Here is a 14459-nt window from a genome sequence, read left to right as displayed (position 1 = left end):
GCTGCCGCGCTGGCACGTCGAGTCCGTGGGATCAGCGTTGCGCGGCGACCGTGAGCACTGTGCCGTGCCGCGCGTCCGTCACGCCGGTGAACCCGTGGGCTCGGCACGCGTCGGCGAACGCGGCCGACTGCGTCGTCGTCCACCCGTGACTGGCGAGTCCCTGCGCGTCCTCGGAACGCGCGCGTTCGGTGACGAGGAAGCGACCGCCGGCTTGCAGCACGCGGTGCACCTCCTCGAGCGCGCGATCGACGTCGTCCCAGTGGTGGACCGTCGCGAGCGACCACACGACCGTCGCCGAGCCGTCGGGGAGCGGCACAGCCTCGGCCTCGCCCTCGACGTAGCGAACGGCGCGACTGCGCGTCAGGAGTCGGGCGACGCGCAGCATTGGCCGCGACGGATCGATGCCGACGACCTCGGCCGCGCCGCGGGATGCGGCACGCCGCGCCGCGGCACCGGGCCCGCAGCCGATGTCCACGACGACGTCACCATGCCGCATCCGTGTGAGCTCGATCGCGAGATCGGCGTTCCCGCTGCGCCCCGTGATCATGGTCAGCGCCGCGACGTACCCCCGGATCCCGGTGAACGGCGGGAAGTGGGCGTGGTGGTTCGGCGCGGTCGTCTCATGAGCCATGCGGCGACGTTGACAGTTGAACCCGAGTTCAAGTCAAGTGGTCGCATGGAGCTGCTCTCGATCGGCGAGGTCGCGCAGCGGGCGGGCGTCGCACCGTCCGCCATCCGGTACTACGAGCGCCGTGGGCTTCTCGCCGCGGATGCGCGCCGGTCCGGCCAGCGCCGGTACTCGCACGAGACGCTGCGTCGCCTCGTCTTCATCGGGATGATGCAGGACGCCGGTCTCTCGCTCGACGACATCGCGGCGGTGCTCGATGCACCGTCGAAGGCCGAGTGGAAGGCCGTGGCCCGCGCACGACTGCATGCGCTCGACGAGGAGATCGACCAGCTCTGCCAGGCCCGCGAGTACCTCCGCGGTGCGCTCAATTGTCGGTACGACCACCCCGCGACCGACTGCCAGGTCATGCGCTACGAGATCGACCGGCGCCTGACGCTCACCGCCCCTTCGGGGTGATGCGAAGCGGAGTGACCGCGACCTACCCGGGCACGGCGCCGATCTGCTGGAGCAGGCCGAGCGTGTCCCACACCTCCCACGTCTCGGCGATCTTGCCGTCGCGCATCCGGTGGATCGTGATCGCGTCGACGCGCACGGACTTGCCGGTCGCCGGGATGCCGTTGAGCTCGCCGACGTGCCTGCCGCTGCCGATCCAGCGGACGACGACCCGATCGCCGGTCGAGAACATCTCCTCGATGTCCCAGTGACCCTCGACGGCCTGCTGGTAGACGGCGACGGTGTCCGCCATGCCTTGCGGCCCGTCCGCGGTCGGGACCTGCGGATCGTGCATGCGGTGGTCGTCGGTGAAGAGCTCGGGCGCGAGCTCGTTCTTGCGGTCGTTGTTCATCTCGTCGTAGAAGCGGCGGACGACGGCCTCGTCGGATGCAGACACGGCAACCCCCTCATGTCGCGCGTGGACTTGCTGCAGGATTCGATGCCGGTGCCGGTCGCGGATCACGGTCGCACGCGACGGGCGCGCCGACTCCCTGTCACGCAGTCGCCGACGCGACGAGCCGCGCGAGGTGTTGCAGCGAGTTGCCGAGGTGGTCGGGGCCGAACGGTGGGAACCGCAGGTACTCGCGCACGTGGTCCGGAACGGCGGACCAGTCGTAGGTCAGCGTCACGGTCGTCCGCGACGGGCCGGCCGGCTCGAGGTCGTAGCGCCAGGTCCAGCCGCCGAAGCTGAGCTCCCCGGTCTCGGCCGACTCCGTTCCCGGCTTCCACGCGATGGCCCGGGGCGCGTCGAACACCTCGACGAGGTTGGCGATCTCGTAGTCCTTGTCCGGATGGTTCGGGTGGTACATCGCCATGCGGAACACCTGGCCGGCGCCGGTGATGCGCTCGCCGTCCAGGGACCCGCGCACCCAGCCCGTGCCGTCGATGTCCGCGTGGGCCGACGGGTCGGCGAGCACTGCGAACACGACCTCCGGCGCGGCCTCGATCGTCGTCGACGCGGTGACGCGCTCGCGTTCCATGCCAATGAGACGACCGACGCGATCCGAACTCATCGCTGCGCCGGACAGCGGCCCGTCACGCTCGAGTCGTTGCTTGATGGGCGGACGCGACGGTGCTGCACTCGGGGCCCGTGGCGAACACGACCGACTCCATCCGTGACGGCTTGCAGCGCGCGTTCGCGGCCAAGGACCTCGACCTGCTCGGCTCGCTGCTCGCGGACGACGCCCGCTGGGGCGACGACGACGCCGTCAACAAGTGCCGCGGCCGCGATCAGGTCGTCGGCACGTTCTCACGGCTGCTGGACGAAGGCGTCGACGGCCGCGTCGAGGAGTGCCGTGCCGGTCCGAACGGCGTGCTGTGCAAGCTGCGCGTCGACTGGCCCGGCAGCGGGGACCGCTCGCAGCGGGAGAGCCTCTTCCATCTCTATGTCGTGCGCGACGAGCGCATCGTCGAGATCCGCCGCTACGACGACTACGACTCGGCGCTCGAAGCCCTTGAAGACGACCCTGCGACCCCGACAGGCGACCGGACGGACGACGACGCCCACGCCGACATCGCCGACGCGTTCTTCCTCGCGATCCGTGGCGGCGACCTCGACGCCCTCGGGCGGCTCGTCACCGAGCATCCGCACATGGTGTCGGTGCCGCTGGGTGGGCGGTACCGCACTCGCACGCCGCTTCACGTCGCAACCGACTGGCCCGGGTACTTCCCGAACGGGCCGCAGGTCGTGCGGATGCTGATCGCGGCCGGTGCAGATCCGAACGCGCGCGAACCGGGCAAGGGGTCGGAGGTGCCGTTGCACTGGGCGGCGAGCAGCGACGACGTCGACGTCGCGGAAGCGCTCATCGACGGCGGCGCGGACATCGAGATGCCCGACGGCTCGATCGGCACGCCGCTTGACAACGCCATCGGCTACGCGTGCTGGCACGTGGCGCGGTTGCTCGTCGCACGCGGTGCGCGCGTCGACAAGCTCTGGCACGCGGCGGCGCTCGGCCTGCTCGACCGCGTCGACGAGCTGCTCGCCGATCCGGCCGTGACGCGCGACGAGATCTCGCAAGCGTTCTGGCACGCGTGCGCCGGCGGGCAGCGACGGGCCGCGGAACTGCTCCTGAACCACGGTGCGGACATCGACTGGGTCCCGGACTACGCGGACGGCACCCCGCTCGACGCCGCGCACGGGCGTGGGACGCGCCAGGACAACGTCATCACGTGGCTGCAGGAGCGGGGCGCCCGCTCGTCCGGGACCCCGGAACGGCGCTGACCCGGAGCGCCGCGCGCGATCGACGCGACGACCCGCGCGCGTGGCACACACTTGACGCTGTTGCGCGCGAGCCGGTAGATGCTCGTGCCCCGACGACGAGACGAGCACCGTGAGCTCCGAAGGCTGGGACGACGTCCTCCAGGATCTCGAGCATCGCCGCGAGCTGTCGCGCGCGATGGGCGGCGAGGAACGGCTGCGCAAGCACTGGGACGCGGGCAAGCTCGACGCCCGCGCGCGCATCGCACACCTGCTCGACGACGGGTCGTTCCGCGAGCTCGGGACGCTCGTCGGCGGCGAGGAGGCACCCGCGGACGCGATCGTGACCGGGTTCGGGCGGGTCGACGGCCGGCCGGTGATGGTCGCGGCCGAGGACTTCACCGTGATGGCGGGGACGATCGGCGAGGCCGCCAACGCGAAGCGTTACCGCATCGCGGAGCTGGCGGTCGCGGACCGCGTGCCGCTCGTGATGATGCTGGACGGCGCGGGCTTCCGTGCCGACGGCCGTCGTCACGGCCGGACACCGACCGACATGCTCGCCCAGGCGCGCTGCTCGGGCCGCGTCCCGCTCGTCACCGCGGTGCTCGGGTCCTCCGCCGGGCACGGCGCGCTCGTCGCCCCGATCTCCGACTTCACCGTGATGAGCAGGCATGCCGTGATCTTCACGGCGGGCCCGCCGGTCGTGTACGAGTCGCTCCACGAGACGATCACGAAGGAAGACCTCGGCGGCCCGGCCGTCGCGCTCGCGAGCGGCCTCGTCCACAACGTCGCCGACGACGACGCGCGCGCGCTCGACCTCGTGCGCGCGTACCTCGGCTACTTCCCGTCGTCCGCGTGGTCGTACCCGCCCGATGCCGAGGGACGCGACACCGCGCCCCGTCTCGTCGACGAGATGCTCGACCTCGTCCCGCGCAACGGCCGTCGCGTGTACGACATGCGCGCGGTGCTCGACGTCGTGTTCGACGCCGGCTCGTGCCTCGAGGTGCAGCCCGACTTCGGCCGGCCCCTCATCACCGCGCTGTGCCGTCTCGGCGGGCACCCGGTCGCGGTCGTCGCGAACCAACCGCTCGTCATGGCGGGCGCGATCGACGCCGACGGCGCCGACAAGGCCGCGCACTTCGTCAACGTCGCCGACGCGTTCCACCTGCCGCTCGTCTTCCTGTCCGACAACCCCGGTGTGCTGCCGGGCAGCGCGTCCGAGAAGGCGGGCATCCTCCGCAAGGGCGCGCGCATGTACGTCGCGCAGACGCTCGCGACGTCACCGAAGTTCGAGGTGACGCTGCGCAAGGCCTACGGGTTCGGCTCGATGGTCATGGGCATGATCCCGTTCGACGGCCAGTCCGGCGTGTTCGGGTTCCCCGGTGCGACGATGGGCGCGATGGGTGCGGCCGCGATGAGCAGGGCCCGGGGATCGGACGAGGACGAGGCGGCGATGCTGCGCAGGCGCGAGATCGAGGCGTCCTACGTCTCCGCGAAGGGGCTGGGGTTCGACGAGCTGATCGACCCGCGCGAGATCCGCAACGTCCTCCTCGACTCGCTCGAGCGCGCGCTCAACCACCGGCAGGCACCGGCGGAGCCGATCGCGCGCATCGGCATCGCGCCGTAGCGTCGTCGTGCCGCCCGAACGAGACCTCGCGACGCTGCTCGACCTCGAGCAGCTCGACCGCGATCTGTTCCGGGGGCAGAACGAGGACCCCGCGCGCCCGCAGCTGTACGGCGGTCAGGTCGCCGCGCAGGCGTTGCGGGCCGCGGGCGCGACCGTCGCGCCCGAACGGATGCCGCACTCGTTGCACGGATACTTCCTGCGCCGCGGCCGCTCGGACATCCCGGTCGTGTTCCACGTCGACCGCGATCGCGACGGCGGCTCGTTCTCGGCGCGTCACGTGCGCGCGGTGCAGAACGGCGAGGTGATCTTCTCGATGCTGGCGTCGTTCCACGAGCCCGAGCAGGCACCGACGGTCGACGCGGTCGACACCCGTGGCGCGCCGCCACCGGACACGTTGCCGGCGCGCCCGTCGCCGCTGCTCGTCGACGTGCGCGAGGTCACGCCCACGCGGATCGCGGACGGACAGGTCCGCCACTCGGACCGCATCTGGGTGCGCGCGAAGACGCGCCTGTCCGACGACCCGTTCGTGCACGTCTGCGCGCTCACGTACGTGTCCGACCTCGGTTCGGGCTTCGGGCAGGTCGAGGTGCCGGGGCTCGCGGCGGGCGGCCCGAGCATCGACCACACCGTCTGGTTCCACGAACCGGTACGGGCAGACGAGTGGATGCTGCTCGAGCTCTGGCCGATGAAGGCCGGCGGCGCGCGCGGCGTCTACGGCGGCTCGTTGCGCGGCGAGGACGGCCGGCTCGGCTGCGTGATCATGCAGGAGATGCTGCTGCGCGAACGGGCGATGGACCCGCAGCTGCTCCGCCGCCTCGCCGAGTACCTGGGTGTCACCCCGGAGGACTAGTGGCAGTCATGGAGTTCCATCTCTTCCTGCCGCAGATGCGGCTCTCGTTCGACGACCTCGTGACGCGTGCGCGCACCGCGGAGACCGCGGGCTTCACCGGCATCGCGGGCATGGACCATCTCACGCCACCGCTCGCGGCCGACCGGCCGATGTACGAGGCGATCGTCACGACCGCGGTGCTCGCCGCGTGCACCGAGCGCATCCACGTCGGGTCGCTCGTGCTGTGTGACGCGTTCCGCCATCCGGCGGTGCTCGCCCGGCAGGCCGTCTCGATCGACCACGCGTCCGGTGGACGCTTCGAGCTCGGCATCGGCTGGGGCTCGGTCCCCGACGAGCTCGCCGCGTTCGGCATCGGCTCCACCGAGGCACGCGAGCGCGTCGATCGGCTCCGCGAGACGCTCGAGGTGATGCGCGCGCTGTGGACGGGCGACGTCGTCGACTACGACGGCCGCTACCACCGGCTCCACGGTGCGCAGCAGCAACCCCGCCCGCTCGTGCGCATCCCGATCGTCATCGGGGGGACGGGACGCAAGACCCTCGCGCTCGTGCGCGAGTTCGCCGACTGGTGGAACGTCCACGTCGGCAAGCTCGACGAGCTCGACGACCTGCGGTCACACGTCGGCGACGCGCGCGTGTCGATCCAGGAGATGGTGGCGTTCGTCCCGCGCGTTGGTGATCGCGACGCGATCGCCGCGCTCGCGCAGCGCCGCTTCGGCTATGCCGACCCCGTGATCGGCACGGGCGCGGAGCTCGTCGAGCACTACACGCGGCTCGCGGAGCGGGGCATCGAGCGCGTGTACGCGTGGTTCTGCGACTTCGCGCCACCCGAGACGCTCGCGATGTTCGGCGACGAGGTGATCTCGCCGCTGCGGTGATCAGCCGGCGAGTCCCTGGACCAGCCCTCTCGGGAGCGGCAGCGGCACGTCCGTGTACGTGACGATGCCCGGCGGCGCGGCGACGACCGCGGGGATGGCGTTGATCGCCGGCATCGCGGTGAGGATCATCCCGAGCACCATGAACTCGGCGAACGTCGTCGCCTGGAAGTCGGGTGGCGGGAGGATGTCGAGCCTCGTGCGGATCGTCGGGCGGCCGTCGATCTCGACGACGTACCCGAGCTCGATCGGCCAGTCGGGGTCGAGCGTCTGCCCCTTCCGCCACCGCACGCGCAGCTCGACGATCGTGCGGCCGGCGACCTTGCCGAGCCACGACGCGGCCACACCCGCGACGCACCCGGCCGCGATGCGCCACGAACCGAGGTCCAGGTCCTCGGTCGTGCGCGCGTACTCGGCTTCGCACACGACCTCGTCGAGCTCGACGCCGAGCGCGTCGCCGATCACGCGGACCGCGTCCTCGAACACCGCGGTGCCTGCCGCGGTCATCCGCGGCAGCTCGGGATCGTCGATGGGCCGGCCGAAGCCGACGGGCAGCTCGGTGGCAGGGGAGTCGTAGCCCGTCGTGTCGGCCGACTCCGTGATCGTGACCTTGTCGATGCGGTCGCACACACCGGCGCACACGATCGCGAGCAGGCTCGCGAAGCCGGGGTTGATGCCCGTGCCGAACACCGACGAGCCGCCGCGCGCGCACGCGTCGGCGATCCGGCGGCGGCCGTCACCGAGCGAGTGCCCGGTGAGGAACGCCGCCGTGCTGACCATGTTCGCCCCGGCCTCGAGGATCCGCACCATCTCGTCGACGTCGACCCACATGGGGTTGTAGACGACGCAGTCCGGCTTCAGCGCGAGCAGCGCGTCGACGTCGTCGGTGGCGATCACACCGGTCGGCGCGATGCCGCACAGCTCACCCGCGTCCCGCCCGACCTTCTCGGCCGACCACGCGTAGCACCCCACGAGCTCCAGGTCCGGGTGCGCGACGATCGCCTTCACCGACTGCTTGCCGACGTTGCCCGTCGTCCACTGCACGATGCGGTACGGCACCGGCGCCACCTCCTGCTCGGGGCGAAGTTCAGCCGATCGACGACGGTCCCGCCATCGTGGACTCGGGCGCGCGCCAGTCGATCGAGACGTACCGGTGGCGGATCAGCCACTCGTCACCGGCCGGCACGAACGTGTCGCGGTAGCGGCCGTAGTGGTCGAGCCCGATCTCGGTGAGGACGGTGAAGTAGCACGCGACGAGCGCGTGGTCGCGCGCCAGCTCCAGGAACCGGACGTTCGTGACGTTGTGGCGCACGATCCGCGTCACACCGGCGGACGCGGCCTGTGCCCTGCGTTCGGCTCGGCGCGCCTCGTCGCCTCGCGGTGCTGCGTCGCCGCCGAGGAACCGGACGATGGCGTCACGGCCGCGCAGCGGTTCGCGACCGCGGATCTCGAGCTCACCGTCCTCGCAGAACGCGCGGGTGAGATCGTCGAGACGGAAGGCGTCGCCGGACCAGTTGTAGAGGGCGAGCGTGTCGCGCACGCGCTCGCGCGCCGTCAGCTCCCACGCGTCCACGCGAGCCTCATCGGAGGCGCCACTTCGGGCGCTTGCCCGATTCGAAGCGGGCCTGGCCTGCACGCAGCGTCTCGGCGTCGGACCCGATCCGCGTGAACAGGTTCGCGACCTCGATGCCCTGCCGGCGCGACACCTCGAGGCCGGTCCAGAGCGCGCGCATCGTCCCCTGCACGGCAACGGGCGGCGCGTCCGCGATGACGCGCGCGGCCCATGCGGCGCGGTCGCGCAGCTCGTCGCGCGGAACGACCTCGGTGACGAGCCCGATCTCGCGCGCGCGCTCGGCCGACATGCGCTCGTCCGCACCGAGCAACGACATCCGCATGATCTCCTGGAACGGCATCTTCGCGAGCATCTCGATGGGCTCGAACGCCGCGGTCATCCCGTAGGTCACGTGCGGGTCGAAGAACGTCGCGTCGTCGGACGCGATGATGAACTCGACCTCGCCGAGCATGTAGAAGGCGCCGCCGCACGCGATGCCGTGCACCGCGGCGATCACCGGCTTCCAGCAGTCGCGCGCCTTGGGGCCGATGTCGCGGCCGGGGTCGTCGTACGTCCACGGCGTCGGGTATCCCGGGTAGTTGCCCGCCGCCATCGCCTCGGTGTTCGCCTCCGAGATGGCCTCGCTGCGGTCGATCCCCGTGCAGAACGACTCGCCCTCGGCGGTGAGCACGACGCAGCGGACGTCGTTGTCGACGCGCATCCTGTCCCAGACCTCGCGCAGCTCGTCCTGCATGCGCTGGTTGATCGCGTTGCGGACCTGCGGCCGGTTCAGCGACACCCACGCGATGCCGTCGTCTGCGCTGACCAGGAGCGTCTCGTAGTTCGTCACCGGCGGATCATAGGAAGCGCAGCGCGGGTCAGCGCACCCGGTACTCGCGCCGTGTGCCGGACGCGAACGCCTGCTGGCCGGTCTCGAGGTTGCCGGTGTCCGTGCCGAGGGAGACGATCGTCGACACCTGCAGGAGTGCCTGCTGGCGCGACAGCTCGTTGGCCATCCACACCGCGCGGACGGTGCCCTGGATCGCGAGCACGGGTGCGGAGGCGATCGCCTCCGCGACCCACATGGCGCGCTCGAGGAGCTCGTCCTTCGGGGTGACCTCCTGGACCAGGCCCACCTGGAACGCCCGCTGGGCGGACATGCGCTCGTTCACGCCGAGCAGCTGCATGCGGAGCGTCTCGCCGAGCGGCAGCTTCTGGAGGATGTGCATCGACTCGAAGCCCGCGACCATGCCGTAGCTCACGTGCGGGTCGAAGAACGTCGCGTGCTCGGCCGCGATGATGATGTCGACCTCGCCGAGCATGTAGAACGCGCCGCCGCACGCCATCCCGTTCACGGCCGCGATGACGGGCTTCCACATGTCGTTCTGCTTCGGGTTGATGTTGCTGCCCGGGTCGTTGAACATGAACGGCGTCGAGACGCGGCCCGTCACCGGACGGTTGCCGGTTCGCTCGCGCTCGAGGTGGCCGCCGATCGCCTCGTTGCGGTCGATGCCGGTGCAGAACGCCTTCTCGCCTGCGCCCGTGAGGATGACGACGCGCACGTCGTCGTTCTCGCGCAGGGACCGCCACACGTCGCGCAGGTCCTGCTGCATCTGGCTGTTGAACGCGTTGTGGACCTCGGGGCGGTTCAGCGTCACGATCGCGACGTTCCCGCGCTCCTCGTACAGGAGGGTCTCGTACTCGTCCGCCACCCCTCGGCCTCCTCGTGCCGTCTCCGACGTCCCGGACCTGACGCGGCGGTCAGACTAACGGGCGGTGCGCCCGCACCCGCCCGTTCGTCGAGCACATCCCGACCATGCGTCGTCAAGCCGCGTGGCGCGCGGTTTGGTGACGCACGAACGCCGTGACCCGATGACAGCGGCGCGCCGATGGGGTACACCCTTCGCACGCGACAAGGGGGCGGCCCGTGCGGCAGCTGTCCGGTCTCGACAACAGCTTCCTGGCGTTCGAGTCGCCGGTGACGTACGGGCACGTGACGTCGCTCGCGATCTTCGAACCCGGCGAGCGGCCGATGACGTACGAGCGGGTGCGTGACCTCGTCGGGGAGCGGCTGCACCTCGTCGCACCGTTCCGGCGCCGGTTGGTGAACGTGCCGCTCGGACTCGACCACCCGTACTGGATCGAGGACCCCGACTTCGACCTCGAGTACCACGTGCGGCACATCGCGGTGCCACCGCCGGGCAACGCGCACCAGCTCGCCGAGCTCGCAGCGGAGCTCGCGGCCCGGCACCTCGATCGGTCGCACCCGCTGTGGGAGATGTACTTCATCGAGGGGCTCGAGGACGGCGCCGTCGCCGAGCTCACGAAGATCCATCACGCGTGCATCGACGGTGTGTCCGGCGCCGAGATCCTCGGCGTCCTGCTCGACATCTCGCACGAGCCGCCCCCGCCCCCCGCCGACGACCCGCGCTGGACGCCGGAGCGCGAGCCGTCGCAGTGGGAGATGCTCGGGCGCGGGCTCGTCGGCCTCGTCTCGCAGCCCCGGACTGGCCTGCGGCTCGCGCGCCGCGCGGTGCCCAGGCTCGGCGCGGTGATGCGCAACTTCTCGCTCGCGCTGCCGTCGGGCCGGCGCCCGCGTGAGCTGCTGTCCGTCCCGCTCACCAACGCGCCGCGCACGCCGCTCAACGGGACGATCACGCCCCACCGTCGCTTCGCGTTCGGGTCGTTGCCGCTCGCCGACGCCAAGCTCGTGAAGGATCGGCTGGCGGGCACGGTGAACGACGTCGTCATGACGATGTGCGCCGGCGCGCTCCGCCGCTGGCTCCTCGCGCACGACGCGCTGCCCGACGTCCCGCTCCTCGCGATGGTCCCCGTCTCGGTGCGGACCGAGGAGCAACGCGGCACGTTCGGGAACCGGATCTCGGTGATGTTCGTGACGCTGCCGACGGACGAGCCCGATCCGGTCCGGCGCTTCCACCTCATGCGCGACGAGATGAAGGTTGCGAAGGAGCAGCACCACGCGATCCCGGCCGACCTGCTCCAGGACTTCGCGCAGTTCACCCCGCCTTCCGTGCTCGGCATGGCGAGCCGCCTCGCGACGCGGGTGAAGATCGCGAACCGCCTGAACCCGCCCTTCAACGTGATCATCTCGAACGTGCCGGGCCCGCAGTTCCCGCTCTACTCCGCGGGTGCGCTGCTGCGCGGGATCTATCCGCTGTCGGCCATCACGGACGGCGTCGGCCTGAACATGACGCTGATGTCCTACAACGGCCACCTGGACTTCGGACTGCTCGCGTGCCGGGAGATGATCCCGGACATCGACGCGCTGGTCGACCACCTCGGGGACGAGCTGCGGACACTGACGAAGGTCGCGGCCGAGGAGGGGTGAGGGTCAGCTCGGGTCCTCGAGCTGCTCCATGAACTCGAGCCGGATGTTCCCCGGCGCGTTCACGAACGCGATCCGCCGGGTCCCGAACGTCGGTCCCGAGACGACGTCCGGTCCCCACACGACGTCGTGCCCGTCGAGCTCACGGTCGAGATCGTCGGTGAAGCACGCGACGTGCAGGAAGCCCTCCTCCGGCAGTCCCTCGACGTCGTCCTCGTACAGCGCGCGCGTGAACAGCGTGATCGCGAGCACGCCGAGGCGTACGTCGCACCGTCGGCCGCCGCGCCAGTCCTCAGGCGTGGTGACGTCCGCGCCCGCGCGTCGGAAGAACGCCCCCGCGGCGTCGAGGTCGCGGACCTTCACCGCGAGGTTCGCTACTTGCGTGACCGCCACGCGCCGCATCGTAGGCCGTACCTGACACGAACGTCAGTGAGGGCTAGCGTCGGAGCCGTGGACGTCGTGCGGATGGGCATCGTCGGGACGGGCAACATCGCGGACCTCAACGTCGCGGGCTATCTCGATCACCCGCGTAGCGAGGTCGTCGCGGTGTGCGATCCGCGCGAGGACAAGGCGCGCGCGAAGGCGGCGAAGTGGGGCGTGGACCGCGTCTACGCGCGGCTCGGCGACCTCCTCGCCGACGACGACGTCGACGCCGTCGAGATCCTGACGCCGACGCATCTGCACGCGGAGCACGTCCTCGCCGCGGTCGCGGCCGGCAAGCACGTCTCGTGCCAGAAGCCGATCGCGAACACCGTGAAGGACGCGCGGCGGATGGCGGAAGCCGCGCAGCAGGCTGGCGTGGTGCTGCGGGTGAGCGAGTGCTTCGTGCACTACCCGCCGCTCGTGAAGGCCAAGGAGATCGTCGCGTCGGGAGCGATCGGCGCGCCGACGATGATCCGGATCAAGACCGTCGTCGGCGACACCGACTCCGAGTTCCAGGCGGGTCTCGACGGCGACGGCTACATGTGGCGGTTCGACGAGCACAGCCCCGGCGGTCACCTGTTCGACGACATGGTCCACAAGTACGCGATGGCGCTGTGGCTGCTCGACCAGGACGTGCGCAACGTGCAGGCCGTCGTACGTCGCGGTCCCGTGTTCTTCGAGGCGCCGACGGCGGCGATCTTCGAGTACGAGCGTGAGTCGCTGCTCGGCACGATGGAGGTCGCGTACGCGCCCCGGATGCGCATCCGGAGCCGCTACTACGGCGCCGACGAGTTCTTCGAGGTCCAGGGCACCGACGGGCTCGTCTGGGTGACGCGCGCGACGGGCGAGATGCTCGATCTCGCGCCCGTCATCGTGTACCACGCCGACGGGTCGACGACGACGTACCCGAACGTCGACGCCGACTGGCTGACCGGGTTCCGCAACAGCTCGCACCACTTCGTCGACGCATTGCTCGACGGCGACGGCGCGCCCGACATGACACCCGACCTCGCGACCAAGACGTTGCAGCTGTGCTTCGCGACGTACCAGGCGAGCATCGAGCGCCGGCCCGTCGACCCCGCGACGATCGACGACGCCGTGTCGCCGCCGTGGTGGCCACCCGACCTCCACGAGTCGATCGTCATGCTCGACACGTACGGCACGCGCTGAGGGGCAGAGCTGGTCGGCCGGCGAGCGTCGGCGATCAGTCGGGGTACGCGCGCGCGGCGCGCTCCTCGAGCGCGCGCTCGTTGCGCCGCAGGTACACGACGGCGGCGACGATCGCGCCGAGCGCGACCACGCCGAACACGACGTCGATCGGGCCCCTCAGCCGCTTCGCGGCGTCACCGAGCTCGTACGACCCCACGCCGAACGCGGTTGCCCACACGACCGCTCCGGCCGCGTTCGCGAACAGGAAGTGCGGCCACCGCATGCGGTTGGCGCCGGCGAGGAACGCCGCATAGGTCCGGAGGATCGAGACGAACCGCCCGAAGAACACGACGCTGATGCCGTGGCGGTCGAAGAGGTAGCGGCCGACCTTCAACTTGCGGTCGTCGAGCCGGACGTGGTGGCCGTACCGCGCCAGCAGTCGCGTCCCGCCCGTGCGCCCGACCCAGAAGCCGATGTTGTCGCCGACGATCGCGCCGGCCGCGGCCGCGGCGACGATCGACGCGAGCTGGATGTGATGTGTCGTCCCGGCGTAGATCCCGGCCGCGACGAGGATCGTCTCGCCGGGGACGGGCACGCCGAGGCTCTCGATGCCGACGAGGGCGAACACAGCCCACACGCCGTACGCCGAGAGCAGGTGGTCGACACCTCCGTGGAACATCGCGTACGCGGCTGTTGCCCTGCGCCGGTGAGGTCAAACCTGCGGTGGGGTTCGCTACATGGCCGGTCGTGGGTATGCAGCGTGCGATACATCTCGCCGGTGTCGAACGTGGGGGGAAGCATGGGACTCGTCGGGCTCGGGATCATCTTGTTGATCATCGGGTTTCTGATCGGATCGGCAGTGCTGTGGACGATCGGGATCATCTGCATCGTGGTGGGCGTGATCCTCGCGATCGTCCACACCGCGGAGGCGCCCTGGTACCGCCGCTGGTACTGAGCGGCTGACGCCGCACGACGTTTGTGCGATCGACACCATGAGTCGCGCGCTGCGCCGGTCAGCGCCCGCTGGCAGGTTCGAAGCGAGGTCCCGGCCTCGGACGGCCTGCAGCCTCGTTGGGGGCGACGTCGATGACGCACCGTCGCGGTCGCGAGCCACCGGCGACCCGTGCGGCGCGCGGCGGCGATGAGTCCGCTCGACCTGGCACGCCCAGCTCGACATCGGCGACCGACCGGGCCTCTCGCTCGGTGTCGTGCGCGTGCGGCGCCGCGAGCACGGCGCTCGTCGCCAGGCGCTTGACGTCACCGCGGGCGCGCCGCGGAGGAGCAGGTCGACGACGTCGTGCGCGGTCCGGACGGCGCCCACCG

17 protein-coding genes are annotated in these 14459 nt (G+C 71.0%); 8 read left to right on the top strand and 9 right to left on the bottom strand.

All coding sequences use genetic code 11. The annotated features are described in order from the left end of the window. Nucleotides 1-31 precede the first annotated feature (31 nt). Nucleotides 32-631 carry a class I SAM-dependent methyltransferase gene (locus VFC33_10480; GenBank protein HZR13665.1) on the bottom strand — a complete coding sequence of 200 codons (600 nt, stop codon included), beginning with the start codon at nt 629-631 and terminating at the stop codon, nt 32-34. Between the two features lie 45 nt (nt 632-676). On the opposite strand from VFC33_10480, the gene VFC33_10475 reads away from it, so the two are divergent. After that, the gene (locus tag VFC33_10475; protein ID HZR13664.1) at nt 677-1084 is read left to right on the top strand and encodes a MerR family transcriptional regulator; all 408 of its coding nucleotides are present in this window, start codon (nt 677-679) and stop codon (nt 1082-1084) included. A 22-nt stretch (nt 1085-1106) separates the two neighbouring features. Here VFC33_10475 and VFC33_10470 read toward each other — a convergent pair whose 3' ends face one another. Together VFC33_10470 and VFC33_10465 are read right to left on the bottom strand one after the other, a co-directional pair. Continuing rightward, nucleotides 1107-1517 carry an ester cyclase gene (locus VFC33_10470; GenBank protein ID HZR13663.1) on the bottom strand — a complete coding sequence of 137 codons (411 nt, stop codon included), beginning with the start codon at nt 1515-1517 and terminating at the stop codon, nt 1107-1109. Between the two features lie 97 nt (nt 1518-1614). Continuing rightward, nucleotides 1615-2100 carry an SRPBCC family protein gene (locus VFC33_10465; GenBank protein HZR13662.1) on the bottom strand — a complete coding sequence of 162 codons (486 nt, stop codon included), beginning with the start codon at nt 2098-2100 and terminating at the stop codon, nt 1615-1617. Nucleotides 2101-2210: 110 nt separating this feature from the next. On the opposite strand from VFC33_10465, the gene VFC33_10460 reads away from it, so the two are divergent. The 4 genes from VFC33_10460 to VFC33_10445 all read left to right on the top strand — a co-directional run bounded on the left by VFC33_10460 (nt 2211) and on the right by VFC33_10445 (nt 6669). Continuing rightward, nucleotides 2211-3341 (top strand): ankyrin repeat domain-containing protein, encoded by a 1131-nt coding sequence (locus tag VFC33_10460; protein HZR13661.1) that lies wholly within the window; start codon nt 2211-2213, stop codon nt 3339-3341. A 109-nt stretch (nt 3342-3450) separates the two neighbouring features. Beyond that, nucleotides 3451-4944: a carboxyl transferase domain-containing protein gene (locus VFC33_10455; protein HZR13660.1), complete on the top strand. Its 1494-nt coding sequence runs from the start codon at nt 3451-3453 to the stop codon at nt 4942-4944. A 7-nt stretch (nt 4945-4951) separates the two neighbouring features. Then, the gene (locus tag VFC33_10450) at nt 4952-5794 is read left to right on the top strand and encodes an acyl-CoA thioesterase domain-containing protein (protein ID HZR13659.1); all 843 of its coding nucleotides are present in this window, start codon (nt 4952-4954) and stop codon (nt 5792-5794) included. 8 nt (nt 5795-5802) lie between these two features. Continuing rightward, nucleotides 5803-6669 carry an LLM class flavin-dependent oxidoreductase gene (locus VFC33_10445; protein ID HZR13658.1) on the top strand — a complete coding sequence of 289 codons (867 nt, stop codon included), beginning with the start codon at nt 5803-5805 and terminating at the stop codon, nt 6667-6669. Here the strand turns inward: VFC33_10445 and VFC33_10440 are convergent, their stop codons facing one another. Genes VFC33_10440 through VFC33_10425 form a run of 4 tightly spaced genes read right to left on the bottom strand, consistent with a single transcriptional unit; the run spans nt 6670 to nt 9930 of the window. Further along, complete coding sequence (locus tag VFC33_10440) at nt 6670-7725, bottom strand: dihydrodipicolinate reductase (protein ID HZR13657.1); 1056 nt, start codon at nt 7723-7725, stop codon at nt 6670-6672. A gap of 28 nt (nt 7726-7753) precedes the next feature. Further along, nucleotides 7754-8239: a nuclear transport factor 2 family protein gene (locus VFC33_10435; protein HZR13656.1), complete on the bottom strand. Its 486-nt coding sequence runs from the start codon at nt 8237-8239 to the stop codon at nt 7754-7756. A gap of 7 nt (nt 8240-8246) precedes the next feature. Further along, nucleotides 8247-9068, bottom strand: coding sequence for an enoyl-CoA hydratase/isomerase family protein (locus VFC33_10430; protein ID HZR13655.1), 822 nt, complete (start codon nt 9066-9068; stop codon nt 8247-8249). A 28-nt stretch (nt 9069-9096) separates the two neighbouring features. Beyond that, nucleotides 9097-9930 carry an enoyl-CoA hydratase-related protein gene (locus tag VFC33_10425; protein ID HZR13654.1) on the bottom strand — a complete coding sequence of 278 codons (834 nt, stop codon included), beginning with the start codon at nt 9928-9930 and terminating at the stop codon, nt 9097-9099. A 215-nt stretch (nt 9931-10145) separates the two neighbouring features. Here VFC33_10425 and VFC33_10420 point away from each other — a divergent pair, with 215 nt between their 5' ends. Further along, nucleotides 10146-11567 (top strand): wax ester/triacylglycerol synthase family O-acyltransferase, encoded by a 1422-nt coding sequence (locus tag VFC33_10420; GenBank protein HZR13653.1) that lies wholly within the window; start codon nt 10146-10148, stop codon nt 11565-11567. 3 nt (nt 11568-11570) lie between these two features. Here VFC33_10420 and VFC33_10415 read toward each other — a convergent pair whose 3' ends face one another. Further along, the gene (locus VFC33_10415; protein ID HZR13652.1) at nt 11571-11957 is read right to left on the bottom strand and encodes a hypothetical protein; all 387 of its coding nucleotides are present in this window, start codon (nt 11955-11957) and stop codon (nt 11571-11573) included. Between the two features lie 57 nt (nt 11958-12014). Here VFC33_10415 and VFC33_10410 point away from each other — a divergent pair, with 57 nt between their 5' ends. After that, nucleotides 12015-13157 (top strand): Gfo/Idh/MocA family oxidoreductase, encoded by a 1143-nt coding sequence (locus tag VFC33_10410; protein HZR13651.1) that lies wholly within the window; start codon nt 12015-12017, stop codon nt 13155-13157. A gap of 34 nt (nt 13158-13191) precedes the next feature. Here VFC33_10410 and VFC33_10405 read toward each other — a convergent pair whose 3' ends face one another. Then, on the bottom strand, nt 13192-13815 hold the full coding sequence (locus VFC33_10405; protein ID HZR13650.1) for a DedA family protein: 624 nt from the start codon (nt 13813-13815) through the stop codon (nt 13192-13194). Nucleotides 13816-13935: 120 nt separating this feature from the next. On the opposite strand from VFC33_10405, the gene VFC33_10400 reads away from it, so the two are divergent. Continuing rightward, nucleotides 13936-14091 carry a hypothetical protein gene (locus tag VFC33_10400; GenBank protein HZR13649.1) on the top strand — a complete coding sequence of 52 codons (156 nt, stop codon included), beginning with the start codon at nt 13936-13938 and terminating at the stop codon, nt 14089-14091. Nucleotides 14092-14459: the final 368 nt, after the last annotated feature.

It is taken from the genome of Acidimicrobiia bacterium, from assembly GCA_035651955.1.
GTDB lineage: Bacteria > Actinomycetota > Acidimicrobiia > IMCC26256 > JAMXLJ01 > JAMXLJ01.
Note: the sequence above shows the minus strand (reverse complement) of the source record. Positions and strands in the feature narration are given on the sequence as shown.

Excerpts from the sequence above, each read along its gene's own strand:
- VFC33_10480 (HZR13665.1), bottom strand. The coding sequence starts at position 631 with ATGGCTCATGAGACGACCGCGCCGAACCACCACGCCCACTTCCCGCCG.
- VFC33_10475 (HZR13664.1), top strand. The coding sequence starts at position 677 with ATGGAGCTGCTCTCGATCGGCGAGGTCGCGCAGCGGGCGGGCGTCGCA.
- VFC33_10400 (HZR13649.1), top strand. The coding sequence starts at position 13,936 with ATGGGACTCGTCGGGCTCGGGATCATCTTGTTGATCATCGGGTTTCTG.
- VFC33_10465 (HZR13662.1), bottom strand. The coding sequence starts at position 2,100 with ATGGAACGCGAGCGCGTCACCGCGTCGACGACGATCGAGGCCGCGCCG.
- VFC33_10405 (HZR13650.1), bottom strand. The coding sequence starts at position 13,815 with ATGTTCCACGGAGGTGTCGACCACCTGCTCTCGGCGTACGGCGTGTGG.
- VFC33_10445 (HZR13658.1), top strand. The coding sequence starts at position 5,803 with ATGGAGTTCCATCTCTTCCTGCCGCAGATGCGGCTCTCGTTCGACGAC.